Source organism: Yersinia rohdei ATCC 43380 (assembly GCF_000173775.1).
GTDB classification, from domain to species: Bacteria; Pseudomonadota; Gammaproteobacteria; order Enterobacterales; family Enterobacteriaceae; genus Yersinia; species Yersinia rohdei.
In genome coordinates, this window is the sequence record NZ_ACCD01000037.1 from 1 (window position 1) to 24,392 (window position 24,392).

The window sequence follows — 24,392 nt, forward strand, 5'->3', positions numbered from 1 at the left end:
AACCTCATGCTTAAGTTGCTTGTTACGAATGAATGAAACGCTGTAGTGCCAATGAGTTACTCACTCTTGACCCTAAACACGTTATCCAAACGGCTAACACCTAATCCATTAACTTTTTTCACTTTAATCTGCACGGGGATTCGATCTTTCATTGCCTCAACATGGCTGATAACCCCTATGGTTTTGCCGGATGCATTTAGGCTATCCAGGGCATCCAGTGCGGTATCCAGTGTTTCTGCATCTAGTGTGCCAAAGCCTTCATCAAGGAATAGTGAATCAATACTGGTTTTATGGCTGACCAAATCTGATAGCGCCAAAGCCAGCGCCAAACTGACTAAAAAGCTTTCTCCACCGGACAACGTGCGGGTATCACGTATGGCGTCGGCCTGCCAGGTATCCACTACTTGTAGCTCCAGTGCATCACTGGCTTTACGTTGCAACTGATAGCGGCCGTGCAAGCGGTTAAGTTGGTTATTTGCCAGATAAACCAGGTGGTCGAGTGTCAGACCCTGTGCAAATTTGCGGAATTTATCACCCTCTTTGGAGCCTATTAAGTGATTGAGATAGCTCCAGTCATCATATTGTTGTTGGCTACGTTCAATTTCCTCAAATAATGCATGCTGGTTGCTACGACGGGCAGCATCGCTATTTAACTGATTGCGTAATTCGCCTTGTCGTAAAGCATTGTCTTTTAGTTGCGCCAATAATTGCTCTGACTGCTGCTGTAATACTGCCAAATCAGCTGTATTATCAATACCATCAGGGCAGTTTTGTCTGTGTATCTCTAGTGCTTCAAGGGCTTGTTGTAGTCGAATATTTGCTTGTTGTTGGCGTTCGCCCAAGTGCTGTTTCAATTGTTGCAAACGTTGTCTTTCTTCTTCACTCAATAATGCGGCGGTGAGTGCTTGCTCATCATCAAATTCACTGTTTGCCAGCGCCTGTTGTAGTTCCGTTTGGGCAGTGGCAGCACGCTGTTGATTTTGTTGATATTGCTGTTCTAATCCTGTCAGTTCACCTGACAGTAAATTAAGTTGAGATTGAGCCTGTTGTAGCGCTTGTGCTGCATTCTGGTGTGCTAATTCAATTTGTTGTTGTTGCTGGCGCAGTAACTGGCGAACTTCTGTAACACTGTTATCGCCAAACAATGTCCGGCGTTGCTGATTATGCTGCTGCAATAGAATTTCAGCTTGTTGGTGTTGTTGGCTAACTGCTGCCAATTGGTCGACACATTCCTGCAAGTGGCGACGTTCACTTTCAATCTGGGCTTCCAGTGCTTTTTGTCCGCTTTCCAGCTGTTGTTGCTCATGCTGATGCTGATGCCAGCGCTGGTTTTCCTCTTCGCGCAGCGCTAGCCAACTCTGCTGCTGGTCTGTTTCAGGTATTGAGAGTGACACTTCCGCCAGAGCAGCACTAAATTCTTGGCGCACTTTCATCAGCTCTTCTTGTTGGCGCTGGTATTGTGCTGATAACTGTTGATGGGATTGCTGGGTATCTTGTTGGCGTTGAATAACTAAAGCCAGCTGCTGTTGGTGTTTTTGCTGTTGCTGCTCAGCTTGGGTCAGAATATCTTTAGCTTGTTGATATTTATTATTTAATTTCTCATATTCAGTCAGTTTTTGCTGACAGGCAAGCTCTGCTTGCTCTTGCTGTTCCAGCCAATGGTCTAACGCCGCAGTTTCATTCAGTGCGAATGTTAGCGCCAATGGTGTTACCAACCTTTGCCAACGCTGTTGATAATCCACCAATTGCTGTTGGCTGTGCTGTAACTCTTGCTCACACTGTGTGATTTGCTGTAGCAAACTTTGTGTTTGGGCACTGAGTTCTGAACCTGCAGTGAATAGTTGCTCAACTTGTCGGCGTTGTTCTTCAACACGTACTGCTGTTTCAGATGGTTTTACCGCCTGATACTCAGTAATGGCGGGATGGTCCAATGCGCCACATAATGGGCAAGCCTTGCCCGATTGTAGTTTGGCTCTTTCCGCTTCTAATCGAACAATTTGTTTTTCGCGTTCGAACAAGGTTTCTAAATCCGTCAGATGCTGTTTTTGTTGTTTATATAACTGACGTTTTTCTGTTAACTGCTTTTCCAGTAATTTTAGTTGTTGCTGCTGGAGGATTAATTGCTGTTGTTGTTTGTCGTGTTGCTCTTGAATTTGCTGCGCTAGTGGCGATAAAGCCGCTAATTGTTGCCGCATTGGTCGCTGTTGCTGAAGCACCGTTAGCTGTTGGCGCAACTGTGCCAAGGGCTGTAATTGTTCTAATCTAGATAATTGTTGTTGGATACTGCTGGTTTGCGAATGGGCTTGTGCTAATGCGGTTTGCTGCTGTTTATCCTGCTCATTCAGTGTGGTCGTCTGTTGTTGTAGCTCATTGAGTAACGTGATTTGTTGTTGTAGTTGCTGCTTACTCTCAGCTGATTGCTGTTGCTGCATATGTATTTGGCGGAACTGCTCACGCCACAAAGGCAGATTTTTTTCCCAGTGCTGATGGTGGGTATGTAGGTGCGCGTACTCAGCGAGCTGTTGTAGCCGCTGGTGGGTTTGCTGCAGCTGTTGCAAATTGAGTTCAAGCTGTTGTCGGCCTTGCTGCTCTTTGCCGCGCAACTGCTGGAGTTGGGTAGCCAACTGGGCTAATAAATGCTGCTGTTGAGCAATAAGGTTATCCAGTGGCACCACTTTTTGTTCAATCAGTGTTTCTTGTTCGTGCTGTTTGGCGGCTTGTTGTTGGCGAGCTAGCTGGGCTTGTTCCAGTGCTACCGCCAGCGGGGTGAGTTGTGTTTGAAGTTGTTGCTGTTGCTGGTTTAGCGTGGCGATGCGTTGCTGTACTTGGTGCAAATCTTGTTGGCTACGCGAACACTCTTGCAACAAAGGGCGCAATTTCTCTGCGGGTTCACTGCGGGCTAACCGTTGCAATTCAGGTTGTGCCTGCTGGTATTCTTGCTCAGTAAATTTTTGTTGTTGTTGGTATTCCAGCAGATTCTTTTGTTGTAACTGCCAACCGGTTAGCCAGTTTATTTGCCTCTGATTCACCAACTGCTCTGAGGAAAGCTGTTTTTCTTGCTGGCTTAGAGCCTCTATCTGTTGTGATAGAGCTAAACGTTGTTCTTCATTGAGCAGCTCAATACCTCTGGCTTGTTGATGCAAAGCATCCAAGGATATTTTGGCTTGTTTATGTTGTTCGAACACCTGCTCAGATAGCCGGCCATAGATATCGGTGCCAGTTAATTCTTCTAATAATTCAGCACGTTTATTGGCTTCGGCATTGAGAAATGCGGCAAATTGCCCTTGTGACAGCATCATGGATTTGGTAAAACGGCCAAAGTCCAGCCCGGTTATTTCTGCAATTTTACCTAGTTTATCACCCACTTTATCTGCCAGGATTTTGCCATTCTCGCAGAGTGCCAACTCAACTTTAGGGGCTTGTAAATTACCTTCTGGGCTATTTTTAGCGCGACGTTGACTCCAAAATGCACGATAACGAACACCTTTTACCTCAAACTCAACTTCAGCCAGTGACTCCGCAGTATGGCGGGTCATTAGCTCATTCTGGCTGGAACTAATTGAATCCAAACGCGGTGTTTGGTGATACAGCGCCAAGCAGATAGCATCTAGCAACGTCGTTTTGCCAGCTCCTGTAGGGCCCGTGATGGCAAATAATCCGTTGCTGGCAAAAGGCTCTGCGGTGAAATCTATTTTCCATTCACCTTGCAGAGAATTAATATTTTTCAGGCGCAGGCTTAAAATTTTCATATTGTCTGCTCCGGTGTTAAATCTGTATTTTGTGTAATATCTTCAACAACTTGATTGAACATTTGGCGCATGCGCTGTTGGCGCGGTTCGGTTAAATCAGCTTCCAATGCAAGCCGGCGTTCAAATACGTCGGCAACACTTAGCTCATTGAGTGTTTCTTTTTCCTGCCGTTCAATGCTGTTACTGCGCTGTTCTTTACTGCGGCGCAGTAACACCACTTCAACAGGGAGTTCGGCGGTAAGGGCCTGAATTCGCCTTTGGATATCCGATAAGTAGTCTTGAGTGGCGACTTCAATATCTAACCACACCGGTAAGCCCTGATGGTGAGCAAATTCAGATAGTTGGCGCTCTATTTGCTGTAAATCACCTTTAATCAATTGCATCGGTTGAAATTGAGGAATAAACAGCGGGGTAACTGATGATAGCGACTGTTGGGAAAACTCCACCAGATAGACACTTTTCTCTTTATTCAGCTCATCAAAACTCAAGGCTATTGGTGAGCCGCTGTAGCGGATATGCTCAGTTTTAGCGACCTGCTGAGCACGGTGGATATGGCCCAAAGCAATATAATCTGCTGGCGGGAACGCCTGTGCCGGAAAAGCATCCAAGGTGCCAATATAAATATCACGAACCGAATCACTGGTGGCAACGCCGACCGTGGTCAAGTGCCCGGTAGCAATAATAGGTAAAGGCAAATCTAGCTCGGTACGCAGTTCGACAGCATGCTGATAGAGCGCTTGATAGTGAGCGGCAATAGCTTCTTGCAATGCCAGTTGCTTTTGTCCGCCAGATTCACCCGCCTGGCTGGTCACTAAATCGCGTGGGCGCAAGAAAGGGATGGCACACAGCACCGCGGCAGGTTGATGTTGACGGTCTTTCAGAATAATAACTTGCTGTTCCAATTGGCTGCTGGCACTGGAAATTACTGTAGTATTCAGACAGGAAAGTAAATCCCGTGATTCATTCAGTGTCGATACTGAGTCGTGATTCCCCCCCAAGACAACTAATTGGCAGCCAGTAGGTTGGAGTTCTACGACAAAACGGTTATATAGCTCTCGGGCATAGCTGGATGGGGAGCCAGTATCAAAGATATCACCGGCGACAATCAGCGCATCTATCTGATTTTCTTCAATCTGCTTAATGAGCCAGTGCAGAAATGCCTGATGTTCGGCCGCACGGCTTTTGGTGAAGAAGTGTTGGCCTAAATGCCAGTCAGAGGTATGAATAATGCGCATATATATCCCGCTATGGCCGGTTGTTTTTTATAGAATGGCGCTGATTATAAACGCAGTTAGCCGGATGTCGCGGCTAAAAAAAAGGTATGAGGGAAATCTCCGAGACGCTTCGCAAATTTGAATTCTGCATTTTGCAATTAACATGAAATTAATCACTATGCTTACTGCGGGTTGGAGTGTGATGTTTTTCATAAAAATGTCACAAAACTGACGCATAATGGCTTCCGAAATCAAATAGTGACCACTAACTTATTGGCAGGGTTGATGATGGCAAGACGCATACTGGTGGTGGAAGATGAAGCACCTATCCGTGAGATGGTGTGCTTTGTGTTGGAGCAAAATGGTTACCAACCGTTAGAAGCCGAAGATTATGACAGCGCAGTAACGCGTTTGTCGGAGCCTTACCCTGATTTAGTGCTGTTAGACTGGATGCTGCCCGGAGGCTCGGGTATTCAGTTTATTAAACATATGAAGCGCGAGGCACTGACTCGAGATATTCCAGTGATGATGTTAACAGCCCGTGGTGAAGAAGAAGACCGGGTGCGCGGGTTGGAAGTGGGCGCAGATGACTATATTACTAAGCCTTTTTCGCCAAAAGAGCTGGTGGCACGAATCAAGGCGGTGATGCGCCGGATATCGCCAATGGCAGTTGAGGAAGTGATCGAAATGCAGGGGTTGAGTCTTGATCCCTCTTCCCATCGCGTTATGGCCAATGAGCAAGCGCTTGATATGGGGCCAACTGAGTTTAAATTACTGCACTTCTTTATGACCCATCCAGAGCGGGTTTACAGCCGTGAGCAGTTGCTTAATTATGTCTGGGGCACTAACGTTTATGTAGAAGATCGCACTGTTGATGTGCATATTCGTCGGTTACGCAAGGCGCTTGAAGTCGATGGTCATGACAGAATGGTACAAACTGTCCGGGGAACTGGATACCGTTTCTCAACGCGCTACTGAGTTTTCAGTGCCGGAGAATTCGTTGTGTTAGAACGTTTATCTTGGAAAACGCTGGCTTTAGAGCTGGCTCTTTTTTGTTTACCTGCATTATTGTTAGGTGCCTTTATTGGGTATCTCCCTTGGTTATTACTGATTTCAGTGGTCGCGGCGCTGGTTTGGAATTTCTATAACCAACTTAAATTATCTCACTGGTTGTGGCTAGATCGCAGTATGACACCGCCTGCCGGGCGTTGGAGCTGGGAACCTTTATTTTACGGTTTGTATCAGATGCAGCTGCGGAATCGGCGGCGTAGACGGGAATTAGCCTTACTTATTAAACGGTTTCGCAGCGGTGCTGAATCATTGCCTGATGCCGTGGTGATGACCACCATTGAAGGTAATATTTTCTGGTGTAACGGCCTGGCCCAGCAATTATTGGGTTTTCGTTGGCCGGAAGATAACGGTCAGCATATTCTCAACTTATTGCGTTACCCAGAATTTAGCCAGTATCTGCAACAGCAAGAGTTTTCCCGCCCACTGACCCTGCAATTGAATAATGGCTATTATGTCGAGTTCCGCGTGATGCCATATTCAGAAGGGCAATTGCTAATGGTCGCCCGTGACGTAACCCAAATGCGTCAGTTGGAAGGTGCCCGACGTAATTTTTTCGCAAATGTCAGCCATGAGTTACGCACCCCTTTGACCGTGTTGCAAGGGTATCTGGAAATGATGCATGACCAAGAGTTAGCGGGGCCATTACGCGAAAAAGCCCTTGGGACGATGCAGGAACAAACCAAACGCATGGATGGGTTAGTAAAACAACTATTGACGTTATCACGAATTGAAGCAGCACCTAATGTGGATATGAATGAACAGGTCGATATCCCACGAATGCTGAAGATGTTACAGCTTGAGGTACAGGCGCTAAGTAATGGGCGTCACGAGATAGTTTTCCGGGTTAATGAGCAACTGAAAGTGTTCGGCAATGACGATCAACTGCGCAGCGCGGTTTCTAATCTGGTCTATAACGCGGTGAATCACACCCCGGTTGGCACCAAAATTGAGGTTTGTTGGCAGCAAACACCGCAAGGGGCACAATTTCAGGTTAGCGACAATGGGCCGGGAATTGCCCCTGAGCATGTTCCGCGGCTTACAGAGCGCTTTTATCGGGTGGATAAGGCCCGCTCAAGACAAACTGGCGGCAGTGGGCTGGGGCTGGCAATTGTGAAACACGCATTGAGCCACCACGATGCCCGTTTGGATGTTATGAGTGAAATCGGTCTGGGCACACGATTTATTTTTACCTTGCCGAATCGGTTGATTGTTCCGACGGTTTTAACTGAGAATGCAGTCAAATCCTAAGATGGCATGGATAACAAGTTGATGAGATGGGGAAAACTGGCGCTGTTGACTGTGGTGCTATGGTTCAGTTATAGCATTTTCGCGCAACCGGTGAAGGTATTGTCTGGTGGGGCGGGGCAGTCGTCCGATCGCTCTATCTTGTCGGGCAATCTTTCCAGTGTCGGGTCTGACACCTTAGCTAATCTGATGTCTCTGTGGGCGGAGGATTTCAATCATCATTACCCCGGGGTTAATCTACAGATACAGGCGGCGGGTTCCTCTACCGCCCCTGCGGCCTTAGTTGCGGGCGCGACTCAAATTGGCCCAATGAGCAGGCCAATGAAAGCGGCTGAAATCGCTGCATTTACTCAGCGTTATGGTTATCCGCCACTGGCCGTTCCGGTCGCTGTTGATGCTTTGGTGGTTTTCGTCCATCAAGATAATCCATTGGATAAAATCACTTTTTCTCAGCTTGATGCTATTTTTTCGCAAAATCCTCATTGCGGGGAACCCCACCGTATTGTGCGTTTTGGCGAGTTGGGGCTAGGCGGCGACTGGGCGGCTCGTTCTTTGCAACGTTATAGCCGAAATTCTGCCTCAGGAACCTATGGTTTCTTTAAGCATCGGGTACTGTGTGATGGTGATTTTATTAATAATGTCAATGAATTGCCTGGTTCTGCATCAGTGGTGCAAGCTGTGGCCGGTTCATTGAATGGCATTGGTTATGCCAGCATGGGTTTTCGTAATAGTGGGGTTAAAGCGTTATCTCTGGCGGCGAAAGGGCAGGATTTTGTGCTACCCACTGCCGAAAATGTCAAAAATGGCCACTATCCTTTGTCGCGCTATCTGTATCTCTATATCAATAAAGCCCCCGGTCAGCCGCTGGAACCCTTGGTGGCTGCATTTCTAGAGCGGGTTTTATCACCCGAAGGGCAAGAGCGTGTGACTCAAGATGGCTATTTACCCTTGCCTCCTGAAATGCTTAGTCAGACCCGAAAAGAACTGGGTTTTGCCCATTAAACTGTTAACTTATGGTTATAAATGATACAAATCATATGGCGTGTATTTATATAAAACTGGTGTGATTAACTGGTTTGAGTCGTTTATCTGGATGAAGACTCTGCTTTTGTGATCCAGACTTGCCTTTCTCCGCTATAAACGGTCTACTTATCACCGTTGTTGGCCTATTCCACCTGCAAATAACTTCAAAAACACTGCATACTGACGAAATAGATTGCTTATTAACCGCCGGAGTTTGCGTTTATCAGAGCTTTGTATCGTTTCGATCACGTCGGAAAGACCACAACTTAGGACTTTTTCTTTTGCTCATTTAACTAGGCAACGCACATCACTATGAGTCATCGTTTATCATCTAAAGATATTTTGGCCTTAGGTTTTATGACCTTTGCCCTATTTGTTGGAGCTGGCAACATCATATTCCCGCCGATGGTTGGTTTACAATCGGGTGAACATGTATGGTGGGCCGCTTTAGGCTTTCTGATTACTGCGGTTGGGTTACCGGTAATTACTGTTGTCGCGCTGGCGCGCGTGGGCGGTGGTATTGATGCCCTGAGTGCGCCAATTGGTCGCGGTGCAGGTTTGGTGCTGGCAACCGTCTGTTATTTAGCTGTCGGGCCGCTGTTTGCCACGCCGCGCACGGCCACGGTTTCCTTCGAAGTGGGTATTGCGCCTTTTACCGGCGACGGCCCGCTGCCACTGTTTATCTATAGCCTGGTTTATTTCGCGCTAGTTATCGGGATTTCACTGTATCCGGGGCGTTTGCTGGATACCGTTGGGCATATTCTGGCTCCGCTGAAAATTCTGGCGCTGGCAATTTTAGGTATTGCCGCCTTGATTTGGCCTGCCGGCCCGCTTATCCCGGCAACGGATGCTTACCAGCAAGTGCCGTTTTCCTCTGGTTTCGTCAATGGTTATCTAACGATGGATACCTTAGGCGCGCTGGTCTTCGGCATTGTTATTGTCAATGCTGCGCGTTCGCGTGGTGTGGTTTCCTCGGGCTTGTTGACGCGCTACACCATTTGGGCCGGTCTGATTGCCGGTATTGGCCTGACACTGGTTTACCTAAGCTTGTTTAAGTTGGGTTCCGGTAGTGGCAGCCTGACGCCTGATGCACAAAATGGTGCGGTGATTCTGCATGCTTATGTTCAGCATACTTTTGGTGGGTTGGGGAGCCTATTCCTGGCCGCCTTGATTTTCATCGCCTGTATGGTGACGGCGGTGGGCTTGACCTGCGCCTGTGCTGAGTTCTTTGCTCAATACCTGCCATTGTCATACCGGACGCTGGTCTTTATTCTCGGTATCTTCTCAATGATGGTATCGAATTTGGGGCTGAGCCATCTGATTCAGATCTCCATCCCTGTTCTGACCGCGATTTATCCTCCATGCATCGTGCTGGTGCTGATGAGCTTCACTTTGCGCTGGTGGCACCATGCTTCCCGTATTGTGGCCCCGGTGATGTTAGTCAGCTTGCTCTTCGGCATTCTTGACGCGATAAAAGCCTCCACATTTGCAGAATTTCTGCCCGCGTGGACAGAGCATCTGCCGCTGGCAGAGCAAGGTCTGGCATGGTTATCGCCTTCCCTACTGGTATTCGTCGTCGTAGGGTTGTACGATCGCCTCTGCTGTCGTCAGGAAGTTGCTGCCAAGCAATAACGACACAGCGGTAGAGTATTTTTAGCCACGGCTCATCCCCGTGGCTTTTTGCTGAAAAAAGACGGGGAAATATTCATGGAGTTACCAGTCAAAAATAAGCTGAAACGCGGCCTAACAACACGCCATATTCGCTTTATGGCATTGGGCTCAGCAATAGGTACTGGCTTATTTTATGGTTCGGCTGATGCAATAAAAATGGCGGGGCCAAGCGTATTATTGGCATATCTGATTGGTGGCGTGGTGGCATTTATCATCATGCGCGCTTTGGGTGAAATGTCGGTTAATAACCCGCAGGCCAGTTCATTTTCTCGCTATGCACAAGATTACCTTGGGCCAATGGCCGGTTATATCACCGGCTGGACGTATTGCTTTGAGATCCTCATTGTTGCTATTGCTGATGTGACCGCTTTCGGTATCTATATGGGGGTCTGGTTCCCCGATGTACCTCATTGGGTTTGGGTGCTGAGTGTGGTTCTTATCATTGGCGCTATCAATATGATGAGTGTCAAGGTCTTCGGCGAGATGGAGTTCTGGTTTTCATTCGTCAAAGTGGCAACCATTATTATCATGATTTTAGCCGGTATCGGCATCATTATCTGGGGCATTGGTAATGGTGGGCAGCCGACGGGTATCCATAATTTATGGACTAATGGCGGCTTCTTCAGTAACGGTTTTGTCGGCATGATTCTGTCATTGCAATTAGTGATATTTGCCTATGGTGGTATTGAAATTATCGGGATTACCGCCGGTGAAGCTGAGAATCCAAAAAAATCTATTCCTAAAGCAATTAACTCAGTGCCGTGGCGTATTCTGGTGTTCTATGTCGGTACGCTGTTTGTCATCATGTCTATTTATCCGTGGAACCAGGTTGGCACTAACGGCAGCCCATTTGTGCTGACCTTCCAGCACATGGGAATTACAGTTGCAGCGGGTATTTTGAATTTCGTGGTGATTACCGCGTCATTATCCGCCATTAACAGTGATGTTTTTGGTGTTGGCCGCATGTTAAATGGGATGGCAGAGCAGGGCCATGCCCCAAAAGTTTTCGCGGCAATTTCTAAAAATGGTGTGCCTTGGGTGACCGTGCTGGTGATGATGTTTGCCATGCTGATTGCAGTGTATCTGAATTACATCATGCCAGAAAATGTATTCCTGGTTATTGCTTCACTGGCGACTTTTGCGACTGTCTGGGTGTGGATTATGATCCTGTTTTCCCAGATTGGTTTTCGTCGTTCGTTAAGTAAAGAAAAGATTAAAGCGCTGGACTTCCCACTGCGCGGCGGCACTGTAACTTCAGTTCTGGCAATCATTTTCTTGGTGTTCATCATCGGTTTGATTGGTTGGTTCCCAACCACTCGCGTCTCTTTGTATGTTGGGGTGGCCTGGATTGCACTGCTGCTGGTAGGGTATTACTTCAAAGTAAATCATCAGAAGAAACAGGTGATACCGGTAAAAGAAGCGGAGTAATACTGATTTGAACTCAGTTTAAAGCCGGGAGATTTCCCGGCTTTTTCTTATCTCCGGCGGCTTGACGCCCATGAAGTCTCGCGTTTTTGTCATTGTGCTAGTCAATCTCTCTGCGCCCCCGGCCTCATCCCCGATATTTGTGTTAATAGATGAGGGGTTGCATCCTATAACGTGGCATTGTTTATCCTGGTTAATTATTTTTATGGGTGAATGTGTCGCGGCGTTAATGTCTGCACCAGATAGCCTCAACAGCCATAGTTTTGGTTAACGCAGGAGAATTTTATGCTGAGTGGTTGGCATCTACCGGTCACGCCTTTTGTCCGTCGGCGAGGCGATGCATTACATATTACTTTATGGTTGCAAGGGGATAAGTTACCCGCGCAAGTTTTCTTACGCTGTGAGCCAGATAATGAAGAATGGCTGCTCACCATGAAAGGGCAGCAACGGGAGGGATTCTGGTGTTATCGCGCCGCATTGCCACTCCATGAAGGCCAGCCAGCACGGCGTTATTGCTTCAAATTATTGTGGGATGATGACCAACAGTGGTTCGGCCCATTAGGGTTCTCTGTGGTGCCTCCGGCGCAATTGGCGCAGTTTGCCATTGAGCTACCTGACAGTGGCCCGGATTGGGTTGCCGACCAAATTTTCTATCAAATATTTCCAGACCGTTTTGCCAGTAGCCAAGGCGACCACGGGGTGCAAGGCGATAGTTACGCCCACCATGCCGCAGGTGTTTCTGTCTCGCGCCGTGAGTGGCAGCAGCCACTGGATGATATCAATGCCGCCTCGACATTCTACGGCGGTGATTTGGCGGGTATCACGCAAAAACTCCCTTATTTACAACAGCTCGGTGTGACCGCGCTATATCTGAATCCGATTTTTACAGCCCCCAGTGTCCATAAGTACGATACGCAAGATTATTATCAGGTTGATCCCTATCTCGGCGGAGAAAGCGCTTTTCTGCAATTGCGCCAGGCCACCCAGGATGCCGGTATTAAATTAGTGTTGGATGGTGTGTTTAACCACACCGGTGATTCTCACCATTGGTTTGATCGCCATCAACAAAGGGCGGATGGGGCTTGCCACCATCAAGATTCACCTTATCGGGGCTGGTTTAATTTCTTCCCCGATGGGCGGGCACTGGATTGGAAAGGCAATGCCAGCTTGCCAAAACTTAACTTCGCCCATGACGGCGTCGTCAATCAAATCTATCGCGGTGAAGATAGTGTGGTTCGTTATTGGTTAAAGCCACCTTACAGCATTGATGGTTGGCGGCTGGATGTCGTGCATATGCTGGGGGAAGAGGGCGGCGCAAAAGGTAATTTACACCATCTGGCGGGTATCTATCAGGCGGCAAAAGAAGAAAATCCGCAGGCATATATTCTGGGTGAACACTTTGGTGATGCACGTAATTGGCTGCATGCTGGGGTGGAAGATGCCTCCATGAATTACATGGGATTTGGCCTGCCAGTACGTAGTTTTTTAGCCGGGGTTGACGTCGCTTATCATCCCATAAAACTTCAAGCTGAAGATTGCGCCTATTGGATGGATGAATACCGTGCCGGATTACCTCATGGCCATCAACTCCGCTTATTTAACCAGTTAGACAGCCATGATACCGCCCGTTTCATCACGCTGCTCAATGGTGATAAGGCGCGAATGCAAATGGCGCTGGTTTGGTTGTTTAGCTGGATTGGCGTGCCTTGCCTATTTTATGGCGATGAGATTGGGCTGGATGGCGGCAATGATCCTTTCTGTCGTAAGCCTTTCCCGTGGGATGAAACTCAGTGGGAGGCTGATTTGCTAATCTTGTGCCAACGCATGGCCGCTTTGCGACACAAAAGCCTGGCGCTGCGCCGCGGTGGGTGCCAGGTTATTCATGCCGATGGTGATTCTCTGATATTTATTCGCAGCTATCAACGCGAGAGAGTCATGATAGCAATACAGCGCAATCAGGATGCTGAAATCTTATTGCCGGCATCTCCTTTGCTCAATGTTAGCCAGTGGCAATGTCTGGAAGGTGTATCCAGACTGGATGTCACTGACGTCGGCCTCAAGCTGCAATTAGCGGGTGAGAGTGTCGCCTTGTGGCGTGGAGTTGGTGAGCGCTAACTTAATAGCTTTCACATCGAGTGCGATATTCACAGCGGCCATGTGCCGCTTTTTCTTTGGTTGAGATACTATGTAAAGACTGCAACGAATTGTTGTCAGGTAACTTCACCAAAGGGAAATGATATGAACACAACTAAAAGACAGGCATTGATAATCGGCGCTTCACGGGGCTTGGGTCTGGGGTTGGTTGATGAACTTACTCGCCGTGGGTGGTCAGTTACTGCGACAACGCGCGGTGCGGCAAAAGACACCAGTGCGCATGCAGCCCACTGGCTTAAATTGGATATTAATCAACCAGATAGCATTAAGGCGTTTTTACCACAGGTACAAGGCCAGACGTTTGATTTAATCTTTGTTAATGCGGGTATCTCTGGCCCAGAGCATCAATCGGCGGTTGATGCTAAACCCGAAGAAATCCTCGAATTGTTCCAAACCAATGCGATTTCACCTATTCGTATTGCCCAGTATTTACTGCCACAGCGCAACTCAATTAACAGCGTGTTGGCCTTTATGTCTTCTCAATTGGGTAGCATTGGCCATAATGCTTCCGGACATAAACCACTGTATTCCGCCAGTAAGGCGGCTTTGAATATGATGACGCGCAATTTGGTCGCCGAGCTGGCTGACCCCTCTTTGACCGTGTTATCCATTCATCCGGGTTGGGTCAAAACCGATATGGGCGGAGATGCGGCACCACTGACGATTACCAGCAGTGTGAAAGGGGTGGTTGACCAAATTGAGCGCGCTTCAGGTAAAGGCGGGCATGGTTTTATTGATTATCAAGGGCATACATTGCCTTGGTAATGGCATCTTACTGATAAAATTCCCCCACCCTTGTAGGGATGGGGGATGAATGGCAATGTAGATTATTGCTGCATTAGTAGCCGATGGCGGCCCCGGCAGGGCGGCGGACATCATTGGCTCCGTATAAGTAACCTTCGCGTACCTTACCGGAGACAGCAGAGTCATTGCCTGAATTGGCAGGGCTTACCCCCTCAACGCCCGCTAAACCGACCAAAATCAGCTCAGCGGCTCCCCATGGATTCTGCTCAACCATTTTATATCCCATTGTTTTTAATAGGTTAAGGCTGTCTGCAGAAACGCCGCGTTGCTCATAATAAACCTCATCTGGTAGCCACTGATGATGGATTCGTGGCGCATCTACGGCTTCTTGTGGTGCCATTCCGTGGTCAATCACATTCAATGCTGTTTGCAGGGTAATAGTGATAATTCGTGAACCGCCGGGTGACCCCAAAACCATAAATGTCTTACCGTCTTTAGTCACTAAAGTTGGGCTCATAGACGATAGTGGGCGCTTACCGGGGGCGATAGAGTTAGTGGCTCCCTGAACCAAACCATACAGATTTTGCTCACCGACTTTGACGGTAAAGTCATCCATTTCATCATTCAAGAAAAAGCCGGTGCCGGGGGCAATCACCACCGCGCCAAAGCGGCCATTAACGGTATAAGTGGTGGAAACCGCATTTCCTTCATGGTCGACGATAGAATAATGTGTGGTTTCCGGTTTTTCATGCGGCTGCATACCCGGCTGCACTTCTACTGAAGGTGTCGCTTTATTGGCGACAATTTGCTTACGAATATCGGCGGCGTAACTTTTGCTCAAGAGGCGGTCTGTGGGATTTTTCACAAACGCTGGATCACCGAGGAAGGTATTGCGATCCATATAGGCATGGCGCATTGCCTCTGTCAGCGTATGGATATAGGCGGCGGAATTAAAACCCATATTTTTTAGGTCGTAGCCTTCAAGGACATTTAATGTCTCGCATAATGTCACGCCACCAGAGCTGGGCGGTGGGGCAGATACGAATTTATAACCACGATAGCTACAGGTAATAGGCGCGGTTTCAGTCGTTTTATAGTTGGCAAAATCAGCTGCAGTAAGAATGCCACCGCCTTTTTTTGCTGCGGCTTCAACTGCTTGAGGAATTTTACCCTGATAAAACGCGTCCGGCCCGTTTTCTGATATCGCCGTCAGAGTCTCTGCCAGATCAGATTGAACCAGACGATCACCCGGTTGTAGTGCGTCCCCATTTTGCCGAAGAAAAATACGTGCAGATTCAGGATCCTGACGAAAGCGTTTGACGGTGGTATCCAGAATATCTGTATCGGCACGTGTTAGCACAAAGCCCTCGCGAGCCAGTTTAATGGCGGGAGCCATGACTTGCTGACGAGTCAATTTACCGTATTTACTTTGGGCATTATCCAGCCCCAAGACAGTGCCAGGAACTCCGGCGGCCAGATAGCCATACAAACTGGCATCTTTAGTGACTTTCCCCTCTTTATCCAGATACATATCGGCACTGGCTGCGGCTGGCGCTGTTTCACGGAAATTTATAAAGGTGTCAGTTCCATCCGCGAGGTGAATAGTCATAAACCCCCCGCCACCAATATTACCGCAACATGGGTTCACTACCGCCTGCGCGTAGCCCACGGCGACAGCCGCATCAACAGCATTCCCTCCCATTTTTAAAATGTCTGCTCCAACTTGTGAAGCCAGATACTGGGAGGTTACCACCATGCCATTTTTTGCTTCTACCGCTGGGGTAGAGGCCGCATGCAATGTGCCACTGACCAGCAAGGCCAATACAGCCAAGGATTTGTTCCATTTTTTCAAATGCATTCTGACTCCTGTTATTTCCTGCCGCCAGGGATTACCCGGTCATTTTTGTCTGGCAGCTTACAAGCGCTGCTTATGGAATGTGCAAAATACAGAACAGTAATAATTAATAGCATAATTAATATTATTGGCTGCTAATTAATTGGCGGCGAGAGGTGGAGGAGTCAGCTAGTTTTGGGCTGATAGGTTTGTTTTTGCTCAGTTAAAATTAAATTAAATGAAAACAACTGATTGAAAATAAAGCAATATACTTAAGGAAGATAAGATGGGAATAGAAATAATAATTCTATAGACTTTGTGGCGGGTGCTTGAAGCTGTCTGCTTTAGGTGCTTATTTCAGGTTGAGAGTAGACAGAGAAAAGCCCCGTATCAATGTTATTTAATACGAGGCTCTCTGTAATGCCGAACAACATTACGGTAGCCTTTTCCCCGCCGAAAGGCAAGGCAAGGAGGCTTGATATGTTGCCACAAAATACGCTTGTTTGGTGCCTATTGATTGTTTGTATAACAGTTCTGGCATTTACATTAATTACGCATAAGTCACTGTGTGAATTACGCCTAAAAGATGGAAACAAGGAAGTTGCGGCCATTTTAGCTTACGAATCTGAAAGGTAAGGTAACTGGGCGGGAAATCATTCTCGCCCTTTGTTGTCAGGGCAGCCATTTTATTGTTAGGTTGCAGCTTTCAAGCACCCATTTTTAATGTCTAACAACTTGAGTTATATCAAAATAAAAAAGCCAGTCAGCAAGAACTGACTGGCTTAATACCCCCGGAAAAATCAGGGGCGGCATAAACTGTTATTACAGTTTAGAGGCGTTTTCAGACAGGTATTTAGCAACGCCATCTGGAGATGCGCCCATACCTGCTTTACCTTTTTCCCACTGAGCAGGGCAAACATCGCCGTGTTCTTCGTGGAATTGCAGTGCGTCAACCATACGCAGCATTTCATCAATGTTACGGCCCAGTGGCAGGTCATTCACCACTTGGTGACGAACTACACCGTTTTTGTCGATCAGGAAAGAACCACGCAGTGCAACACCAGCATCTGGGTGTTCAATACCGTAGGCTTTCTGAATTTCACGTTTGATATCAGCAACCATTGGGTATTTAACTTCACCAATACCGCCTTTATCTACTGGGGTTTTACGCCATGCGTTGTGTACAAATTCGGAGTCGAAAGAAACACCAACAACTTCAACACCACGTTTCTGGAATTCTTCGTAACGGTGGTCGAAAGCGATCAACTCTGAAGGACAAACGAAAGTGAAGTCCATTGGCCAGAAGAACAGGACGGCAGGACGGCCGTTCAGATGTTTTTTCAGGTTGAAGTTTTCAACGATTTCGCCGCTACCAAGAACAGCAGCTGCTGTAAAATCAGGGGCTTGACGAGTTACCAGAACCATAAATTTCTCCTGTTAATAGGGATGGATTAACCAGTTGTCTTAAAAGTATTGGCACAGCATAGGTATTTAAGCTCAATGAATAAAGGGAAAAATACCAATTGCTGTGATAGCTTTTACCTATTGTTACAACGTTTTTAGTTTCGTAGTCTTGCTAAGATACCCATTCTTGCAGAAAGAGCAAGCGGCTTAGAATGACTAAACATGTAAACTGCAGTGCTTTAATCTAAATTTGCTTATTTCGAGCTTGCTGCATCATTGCGGGATAAAATTCCCAGAACAGCTGTTCTAGCGGCTGATAGTGCTGTTCTATGTCATGAAAAGACCCGGCTAATGCGGCTAATTTAGGCCGCCGATTTGCCATACCTTGTAACACATCAGCTATAAAGGGTAGTTCAGCATAGCGCTCCAGCCAACGCTCGGGCCAGAGATAAGTATTAAGATGCTGGAAACGCGCCGGTGTTTGCGATAAATGCGGTAAAATATGGCCCTGCGCATGCTCAATAAAGTCAGGCAGTGCGCAGTCGGGCGTCAGTTTATCCCAATTACGTGCAAGAAAATGATCCCAAAGCACGTCCAGAGTAATAGGGGCTACTCGGCGATAATCTGCACTGAAATAGTGGCGTGCTTCTTTAACTAACGGCAATGAATCCGTCAGCACATCCACGCGGCGATGCATCATTATGCCCGCTACTATTTCTGGTGAGTATTCACCCTGTGGATTGCCGCGAACAAAGTCGGCCAATAAATTGCCCAATAAAGAGCTGTCGGCCAATGTCGCGAGATGGAGGTGAGCAAGAAAATTCATGAACAGATTATATGCAACTCTAATCACTTTGGGTATGGCCAATAGCCGCTAATTATCCTTAATTTCTTGCAGCCTGACCTTGGGGGCTCTAGACTAGCGGCCTGTTTTTGTGAACCGGTCATCATACCTGTTGGCCGGGTCTGTCTTGATATAAAGTGGAAAGCCATGCGTGTTGCCGATTTTTCTTTTGAGCTCCCGGAATCTCTGATCGCCCATTACCCCCAGCCCCAGCGAAGCGGTTGCCGCTTATTGTCACTGGATGGCCCGACGGGAAAGTTAACGCACGGCATTTTCACCGATTTGCTGGATAAGTTAGAACCGGGTGATCTGCTGGTGTTCAATAATACTCGGGTGATTCCTGCGCGTCTGTTTGGCCGTAAAGCCAGTGGTGGCAAACTTGAGGTGTTGGTGGAACGTGTGCTGGATGATAGCCGTGTCCTGGCTCATGTAAAAGCCTCAAAAGCACCCAAACCGGGTACTGAGCTGTTGTTGGGCGATGATGAAAGCATTCGCGCCACTATGGTGGCACGCCATGACACCTTGTTTGAACTGCGTTTTGACGATGAGCGGGATGTATTTGCCATCCTGAATGCAGTCGGTCATATGCCTTTGCCTCCTTATATTGATCGCCCTGATGAAGATGCTGACCGCGAATTGTACCAAACCGTATACAGCGAGCGGCCAGGCGCGGTTGCTGCACCAACCGCTGGGTTACATTTTGATGAGCCGCTGTTAGCTGCATTGCGTGAGAAAGGCATTGAGATGGCTTTTGTCACTTTGCATGTCGGTGCGGGGACGTTCCAACCAGTGCGGGTTGATACCATTGAAGAGCATATTATGCATTCTGAATATGCAGAAGTGCCCCAAGAGGTAGTGGATGCGGTTCTGGCCTGTAAAGCCCGCGGAAAGCGTGTGGTTGCTGTTGGCACCACATCAGTTCGTTCATTGGAAAGTGCCGCTAAGGCCACCGAGAATGGCCTGATTGCCCCCTTCTTTGGTGATACCTGCATCTTTATTTATCCGGGGTATGACTATCAGGTAGTGGATGCCTTGGTGACTAATTTCCATTTACCTGAATCAACATTGATAATGCTGGTTTCTGCTTTTGCTGGTTATAAAAATACTATGAATGCATATCAGCAGGCGGTTACCGAGCAATATCGCTTTTTCAGTTACGGCGATGCGATGTTTATCAGCCGTAATTCACGGGCACCGCAAGAGACGGTTAACCCGTAACTTTTAGGTCACACTCGTTGTGTGATCAGGCAAAACAACATTGGACTGTTTTTCCGATGCTGGAGGTTATGTGAAGTACGAATTACAAAAAACTGATGGCCGCGCCCGTCGTGGTCGCCTGGTATTTGAACGCGGTGTCGTAGAAACCCCGGCATTTATGCCTGTTGGTACCTATGGCACCGTAAAAGGGATGACGCCAGAAGAAGTCAAAGAGACTGGCGCACAGATCTTATTGGGTAACACTTTCCACCTTTGGTTGCGTCCGGGGCAGGAAATTATGAAGCTGCACGGCGACTTGCATGATTTTATGCAATGGCATGGCCCGATTCTGACTGACTCCGGCGGTTTCCAAGTATTCAGCCTGGGTGCAATGCGCAAAATCAAAGAAGAAGGGGTGACTTTCCAAAACCCAATCAACGGCGATAAAGTGTTCCTTAGCCCTGAAAAATCGATGGAAATTCAAAACGACCTCGGCTCCGATATCGTGATGATTTTTGACGAATGCACCCCTTATCCAGCGGACTGGGATTACGCCAAGCGCTCGATGGAAATGTCATTGCGCTGGGCTGCCCGTAGTCGCCAACGTTTTGATGAACTGAACAATAAAAATGCATTGTTTGGTATTATTCAAGGTGGCGTTTACGAAGATTTACGTGATGTGTCGGTAAAAGGGCTGGTAGATATCGGTTTTGATGGTTACGCTGTGGGCGGCTTGGCGGTAGGTGAGCCAAAAGAGGATATGCACCGTATTTTGGAGCATGTTTGCCCACAAATTCCAGAGGATAAACCACGTTATTTAATGGGCGTGGGAAAACCTGAGGATTTGGTCGAAGGTGTACGTCGTGGCATAGACATGTTTGACTGTGTAATGCCAACCCGTAATGCCCGTAACGGTCATTTGTTTGTCACTGACGGAGTGGTAAAAATCCGTAATGCCAAGCATAAGAGTGATACCGCAACCTTAGATGAACATTGTGATTGCTACACTTGTCGCAATTATAGCCGTGCCTACTTGCATCATCTCGACCGTTGCAATGAAATTCTGGGTGCACGGCTGAATACCATTCATAACCTACGTTACTACCAACGCTTAATGGCGGGTTTACGTCAGGCTATTGAAGAGGGTAAATTAGAGAGCTTCGTCGAAGATTTCTATGGTCGGATAGGGAAACCTGTTCCGCCGCTATCTCCACAATTAAGCGTTTGATTTTAAAATTATTGTCTTTGTATTTATAGATTGAGCAGTTACGATTTACCGTCACTGATTCTATCGCACTGATTTCACACTATTGATATTGATAACAATGAGGGAATTTTAATGAGTCTTTTCATTTCCGATGCTGTCGCATCCGCTGGGGCTCCGGCTCAGAGCAGCCCGTACTCTCTGGTGATTATGCTGGTAGTATTTGGTCTGATTTTCTACTTCATGATCCTGCGTCCACAGCAAAAACGTGCCAAAGAACACAAAAAACTGATGGATTCTATTGGTAAAGGTGATGAAGTATTGACCACGGGTGGTTTGCTTGGTCGTGTAACTAAAGTTGCGGAAACGGGTTATATCGTCATCGCACTGAACGACACCACTGAAGTGATGATCAAACGTGACTTCGTTGCTGCCGTGTTACCGAAAGGTACTATGAAAGCTCTGTAATTTTCGATTTTCCCGAAGGGAATTGCCGTGTTAAACCGTTATCCTTTGTGGAAGTATCTGATGTTGATCGTGGTGATCTTCGTCGGTCTGCTATATGCACTTCCCAACCTTTATGGTGAGGATCCGGCTGTTCAAATCACTGGTGCGCGAGGAATCGCCGCCAGTGAAACAACGCTGGTCCAAGTCCGTGATGTTTTAGAAAAAGACAACATAGCGAGCAAGTCTATTGCGCTGGAAAACGGTGCAATCCTGGCTCGCTTTAGAGATCCTGACGTCCAGTTACGCGCCCGTGAGGCACTGGTAGCTGCGATGGGGGACAAATACGTCATCGCGCTGAACCTGGCTCCGGCAACGCCTTCCTGGCTTGCCAAATTGGGTGCAGAGCCGATGAAGCTAGGCCTTGACTTGCGTGGTGGTGTGCACTTCTTGATGGAAGTGGATATGGATACCGCACTTGGCAAGCTGCAAGAGCAAACGATGGATACCTTACGTACTGATTTACGTGAGAAAAATATCCCGTATGCGACTGTACGTAAACTCGATAACTACGGTGTTGAAGTGCGTTTTCGCGATGATAAAACCCGCGATGATGCAATAAGTTACCTTTCTTCTCGCCACCGCGACTTGGTGATTGGCTCCAATGGCAGCAATGCATTAAAAGCTGTGATGAGTGATGACCGTCTACGTGAAGCGCGTGAATATGCGGTTCAGCAAAACATTACGATTCTACGTAACCGGGTTAACCAGTTAGGTGTGGCCGAGCCGTTGGTTCAGCGCCAGGGTTCAGATCGTATAGTGGTTGAGTTACCGGGTATTCAGGATACAGCACGTGCGAAAGAAATTCTTGGTGCGACTGCTACGCTGGAATTCCGTCTGGTAAACAGCAATGTTGATGCCACTGTTGCTGCCTCTGGTCGTGTTCCTGGTGATTCAGAAGTCAAAAGTACCCGTGAAGGCCGCCCGGTTGTCTTGTACAAACGCGTAATCCTGACCGGTGACCATATTACCGATTCAACCTCCAGCACCGACGAATATAACCAAGCCCAGGTTAATATTTCGCTCGACAGCGCTGGTGGTTCGTTGATGTCTAACTTTACTAAAGACAATATCGGCAAGCCGATGGCGACTTTGTTTGTAGAATATAAAGACAGCGGTAAAAAAGATGCTAATGGTCGGGCGATTCTGGTTAAGCAGGAAGAAGTTATCAACGTCGCGACTATTCAGTCTCGCTTGGGTAACAGTTTCCGCATTACCGGCATTGATAACCCAGCTGAAGCTCGTCAGCTCTCCCTCTTGCTGCGTGCTGGTGCATTGATTGCACCAATCCAGATTGTTGAAGAGCGCACTATCGGGCCAACTTTGGGTTCACAGAATATTACCCAAGGTTTGGAAGCCTGCTTGTGGGGCTTGGCGGTTTCTATCCTGTTTATGGTGATTTACTACCGTAAGTTTGGTGTGATTGCCAGTACCGCGCTGTTGGCTAACTTGGTATTGATCGTGGGTGTGATGTCCCTCTTGCCGGGGGCGACATTAACCATGCCGGGTATTGCCGGGATCGTATTGACACTGGCGGTAGCAGTTGATGCTAACGTACTGATTAACGAGCGAATAAAAGAAGAGTACAGAAACGGACGGACGGTACAGCAAGCGATTCATGAAGGGTACAAAGGTGCCTTCTCGAGTATCGTCGATGCGAACGTCACGACGTTGATAACAGCGATTATTCTGTATGCTGTGGGTACTGGTTCGATTAAAGGCTTTGCTATTACGACAGCAATCGGCGTTATTACGTCCATGTTCACCGCAATAGTCGGTACTCGTGCCATCGTCAACCTGTTTTACGGCGGCAAGCGCATTAACAAGCTGTCTATTTGAGGAGTACGTTGTGGCACAGGATTATACTGTTGAACAACTGAACTATGGCCGTAGAGTCTATGACTTTATGCGCTGGGATAACGTTGCTTTCGGCATCTCACTGCTGTTGTTGGTGGCATCCATTGCCATCATATCTGTCAAAGGGTTCAACTGGGGGTTGGATTTCACCGGTGGTACGGTGATTGAAATTAACCTGGATAAACCGGCAGATCTGGATCAACTGCGTGACACACTGGAAGCGGCGGGCTTTGAGTCGCCAATCCTGCAAAACTTTGGTAGCACCCGTGATGTGATGGTTCGTATGCCACCCGCTACTGGAACTGCCGGGCAGGAATTGGGTAACAAAGTTATCTCTGTTATCAATGAATCAGTTGATAAGAATGCATCAGTAAAACGTGTTGAGTTCGTCGGGCCAAGCGTGGGCAGTGATTTAGCTCAGGCGGGTGGTATGGCGTTGCTGGTTGCGTTGCTTTGTATTCTGGTTTATGTCGGTTTCCGTTTTGAGTGGCGTCTGGCGCTGGGGGCGGTTATCGCTCTGGCACATGACGTGGTCATTACCATGGGGATCTTGTCGTTATTCCATATTGAGATTGACCTTACCATCGTCGCTTCATTGATGTCGGTTATCGGTTACTCACTTAACGACAGTATCGTGGTATCAGACCGTATTCGTGAGAACTTCCGCAAGATTCGCCGCGGAACGCCTTACGAAATCATGAACGTGTCTCTGACCCAGACTTTAAGTCGTACTATCATGACATCTGCAACTACACTGATGGTGGTATTAATGCTGTTTATCTTCGGTGGTGCGATGCTGCAAGGCTTCTCACTGACGATGTTGATCGGTGTTTCCATCGGTACGGTTTCATCTATCTATGTTGCGTCTGCGTTGGCGTTGAAACTGGGTATGAAACGTGAGCATATGTTGCAGCAGAAAGTTGAGAAAGAAGGTGCAGATCAGCCTTCAATCCTGCCGTGATAGCTTAAAACGATAAAAATGTAAGATAGGCCCTGATGTTGCTACTGCGATATCAGGGCTTTTTTATTGGTGTATTTGTGGTTTCCCCCCGTATCCTTCCTCTCAATATTTATTGAAGTTTCCTTATTATTTTCAGGTAAAAAATTCAACATATAAATGTATTCTAATCATGGATTCACCTCGTGAAATATATAAGAATAATAAATTATTAGATAGATTTATTTTAGAAGCTACAGTGTGGATTTGATAGTTACCACTTAGTATGCAGGTTATTATTTTTTCAATTGAAAA

General features: G+C 47.4%; 18 protein-coding genes. 13 read left to right on the forward strand and 5 right to left on the reverse strand.

Annotation, left to right across the window (positions count from 1 at the left end):
- Positions 1 to 56: 56 nt before the first annotated feature.
- Together YROHD0001_RS01885 and sbcD are read right to left on the reverse strand one after the other, a co-directional pair.
- The gene (locus YROHD0001_RS01885; protein ID WP_032818129.1) at positions 57 to 3,749 is read right to left on the reverse strand and encodes an AAA family ATPase; all 3,693 of its coding nucleotides are present in this window, start codon (positions 3,747 to 3,749) and stop codon (positions 57 to 59) included.
- The gene (sbcD, locus tag YROHD0001_RS01880; protein ID WP_004716442.1) at positions 3,746 to 4,984 is read right to left on the reverse strand and encodes an exonuclease subunit SbcD; all 1,239 of its coding nucleotides are present in this window, start codon (positions 4,982 to 4,984) and stop codon (positions 3,746 to 3,748) included. Before sbcD ends, YROHD0001_RS01885 begins: the two co-directional genes overlap by 4 nt.
- A gap of 267 nt (positions 4,985 to 5,251) precedes the next feature.
- On the opposite strand from sbcD, the gene phoB reads away from it, so the two are divergent.
- The 7 genes from phoB to YROHD0001_RS01845 all read left to right on the forward strand — a co-directional run bounded on the left by phoB (position 5,252) and on the right by YROHD0001_RS01845 (position 14,317).
- The gene (gene phoB, locus YROHD0001_RS01875) at positions 5,252 to 5,941 is read left to right on the forward strand and encodes a phosphate response regulator transcription factor PhoB (RefSeq protein WP_032818147.1); all 690 of its coding nucleotides are present in this window, start codon (positions 5,252 to 5,254) and stop codon (positions 5,939 to 5,941) included.
- A gap of 24 nt (positions 5,942 to 5,965) precedes the next feature.
- Positions 5,966 to 7,282, forward strand: a complete 1,317-nt coding sequence (phoR, locus tag YROHD0001_RS01870; protein WP_004716444.1) for a phosphate regulon sensor histidine kinase PhoR — start codon at positions 5,966 to 5,968, stop codon at positions 7,280 to 7,282.
- A gap of 6 nt (positions 7,283 to 7,288) precedes the next feature.
- Positions 7,289 to 8,281: a PstS family phosphate ABC transporter substrate-binding protein gene (locus YROHD0001_RS01865; RefSeq protein ID WP_004716445.1), complete on the forward strand. Its 993-nt coding sequence runs from the start codon at positions 7,289 to 7,291 to the stop codon at positions 8,279 to 8,281.
- Between the two features lie 333 nt (positions 8,282 to 8,614).
- On the forward strand, positions 8,615 to 9,934 hold the full coding sequence (brnQ, locus tag YROHD0001_RS01860; RefSeq protein WP_004716446.1) for a branched-chain amino acid transport system II carrier protein: 1,320 nt from the start codon (positions 8,615 to 8,617) through the stop codon (positions 9,932 to 9,934).
- A gap of 75 nt (positions 9,935 to 10,009) precedes the next feature.
- On the forward strand, positions 10,010 to 11,401 hold the full coding sequence (gene proY / locus YROHD0001_RS01855; RefSeq protein ID WP_004716447.1) for a proline-specific permease ProY: 1,392 nt from the start codon (positions 10,010 to 10,012) through the stop codon (positions 11,399 to 11,401).
- Between the two features lie 282 nt (positions 11,402 to 11,683).
- Positions 11,684 to 13,513: a maltodextrin glucosidase gene (malZ, locus tag YROHD0001_RS01850; RefSeq protein ID WP_004716449.1), complete on the forward strand. Its 1,830-nt coding sequence runs from the start codon at positions 11,684 to 11,686 to the stop codon at positions 13,511 to 13,513.
- A 123-nt stretch (positions 13,514 to 13,636) separates the two neighbouring features.
- Complete coding sequence (locus YROHD0001_RS01845) at positions 13,637 to 14,317, forward strand: SDR family oxidoreductase (RefSeq protein ID WP_004716450.1); 681 nt, start codon at positions 13,637 to 13,639, stop codon at positions 14,315 to 14,317.
- Positions 14,318 to 14,390: 73 nt separating this feature from the next.
- On the opposite strand, the gene ggt is transcribed toward YROHD0001_RS01845, so the two are convergent.
- Positions 14,391 to 16,154, reverse strand: a complete 1,764-nt coding sequence (gene ggt / locus YROHD0001_RS01840) for a gamma-glutamyltransferase (RefSeq protein ID WP_032818135.1) — start codon at positions 16,152 to 16,154, stop codon at positions 14,391 to 14,393.
- 456 nt (positions 16,155 to 16,610) lie between these two features.
- On the opposite strand from ggt, the gene YROHD0001_RS19850 reads away from it, so the two are divergent.
- Positions 16,611 to 16,766 (forward strand): type I toxin-antitoxin system Hok/Gef family toxin, encoded by a 156-nt coding sequence (locus YROHD0001_RS19850; protein ID WP_050099201.1) that lies wholly within the window; start codon positions 16,611 to 16,613, stop codon positions 16,764 to 16,766.
- A gap of 186 nt (positions 16,767 to 16,952) precedes the next feature.
- On the opposite strand, the gene YROHD0001_RS01835 is transcribed toward YROHD0001_RS19850, so the two are convergent.
- Positions 16,953 to 17,555, reverse strand: a complete 603-nt coding sequence (locus YROHD0001_RS01835; RefSeq protein ID WP_004707520.1) for a peroxiredoxin C — start codon at positions 17,553 to 17,555, stop codon at positions 16,953 to 16,955.
- A gap of 223 nt (positions 17,556 to 17,778) precedes the next feature.
- Positions 17,779 to 18,360 (reverse strand): acyl carrier protein phosphodiesterase, encoded by a 582-nt coding sequence (locus YROHD0001_RS01830; protein ID WP_004716453.1) that lies wholly within the window; start codon positions 18,358 to 18,360, stop codon positions 17,779 to 17,781.
- 165 nt (positions 18,361 to 18,525) lie between these two features.
- Here YROHD0001_RS01830 and queA point away from each other — a divergent pair, with 165 nt between their 5' ends.
- The 5 genes from queA to secF all read left to right on the forward strand — a co-directional run bounded on the left by queA (position 18,526) and on the right by secF (position 24,101).
- Positions 18,526 to 19,596, forward strand: a complete 1,071-nt coding sequence (queA, locus tag YROHD0001_RS01825; RefSeq protein WP_004716454.1) for a tRNA preQ1(34) S-adenosylmethionine ribosyltransferase-isomerase QueA — start codon at positions 18,526 to 18,528, stop codon at positions 19,594 to 19,596.
- Positions 19,597 to 19,666: 70 nt separating this feature from the next.
- A complete protein-coding gene (tgt, locus tag YROHD0001_RS01820; RefSeq protein WP_004716455.1) occupies positions 19,667 to 20,803 on the forward strand; it encodes a tRNA guanosine(34) transglycosylase Tgt in 1,137 nt (378 codons plus the stop codon).
- A 111-nt stretch (positions 20,804 to 20,914) separates the two neighbouring features.
- Positions 20,915 to 21,247 carry a preprotein translocase subunit YajC gene (gene yajC, locus YROHD0001_RS0118775; protein ID WP_005166605.1) on the forward strand — a complete coding sequence of 111 codons (333 nt, stop codon included), beginning with the start codon at positions 20,915 to 20,917 and terminating at the stop codon, positions 21,245 to 21,247.
- Positions 21,248 to 21,274: 27 nt separating this feature from the next.
- Positions 21,275 to 23,122, forward strand: coding sequence for a protein translocase subunit SecD (secD, locus tag YROHD0001_RS01815; protein WP_071817906.1), 1,848 nt, complete (start codon positions 21,275 to 21,277; stop codon positions 23,120 to 23,122).
- Between the two features lie 10 nt (positions 23,123 to 23,132).
- Complete coding sequence (gene secF / locus YROHD0001_RS01810; RefSeq protein ID WP_004716457.1) at positions 23,133 to 24,101, forward strand: protein translocase subunit SecF; 969 nt, start codon at positions 23,133 to 23,135, stop codon at positions 24,099 to 24,101.
- Positions 24,102 to 24,392: the final 291 nt, after the last annotated feature.

Bases quoted from the DNA above. Each gene is read 5' to 3' on its own strand.
- proY (WP_004716447.1), top strand. From the start codon at position 10,010: ATGGAGTTACCAGTCAAAAATAAGCTGAAACGCGGCCTAACAACACGC.
- yajC (WP_005166605.1), top strand. From the start codon at position 20,915: ATGAGTCTTTTCATTTCCGATGCTGTCGCATCCGCTGGGGCTCCGGCT.
- YROHD0001_RS01830 (WP_004716453.1), bottom strand. From the start codon at position 18,360: ATGAATTTTCTTGCTCACCTCCATCTCGCGACATTGGCCGACAGCTCT.
- malZ (WP_004716449.1), top strand. From the start codon at position 11,684: ATGCTGAGTGGTTGGCATCTACCGGTCACGCCTTTTGTCCGTCGGCGA.
- YROHD0001_RS01865 (WP_004716445.1), top strand. From the start codon at position 7,289: ATGGATAACAAGTTGATGAGATGGGGAAAACTGGCGCTGTTGACTGTG.
- brnQ (WP_004716446.1), top strand. From the start codon at position 8,615: ATGAGTCATCGTTTATCATCTAAAGATATTTTGGCCTTAGGTTTTATG.
- YROHD0001_RS19850 (WP_050099201.1), top strand. From the start codon at position 16,611: ATGTTGCCACAAAATACGCTTGTTTGGTGCCTATTGATTGTTTGTATA.
- YROHD0001_RS01845 (WP_004716450.1), top strand. From the start codon at position 13,637: ATGAACACAACTAAAAGACAGGCATTGATAATCGGCGCTTCACGGGGC.
- YROHD0001_RS01885 (WP_032818129.1), bottom strand. From the start codon at position 3,749: ATGAAAATTTTAAGCCTGCGCCTGAAAAATATTAATTCTCTGCAAGGT.
- ggt (WP_032818135.1), bottom strand. From the start codon at position 16,154: ATGCATTTGAAAAAATGGAACAAATCCTTGGCTGTATTGGCCTTGCTG.
- phoB (WP_032818147.1), top strand. From the start codon at position 5,252: ATGGCAAGACGCATACTGGTGGTGGAAGATGAAGCACCTATCCGTGAG.
- sbcD (WP_004716442.1), bottom strand. From the start codon at position 4,984: ATGCGCATTATTCATACCTCTGACTGGCATTTAGGCCAACACTTCTTC.
- YROHD0001_RS01835 (WP_004707520.1), bottom strand. From the start codon at position 17,555: ATGGTTCTGGTAACTCGTCAAGCCCCTGATTTTACAGCAGCTGCTGTT.
- queA (WP_004716454.1), top strand. From the start codon at position 18,526: ATGCGTGTTGCCGATTTTTCTTTTGAGCTCCCGGAATCTCTGATCGCC.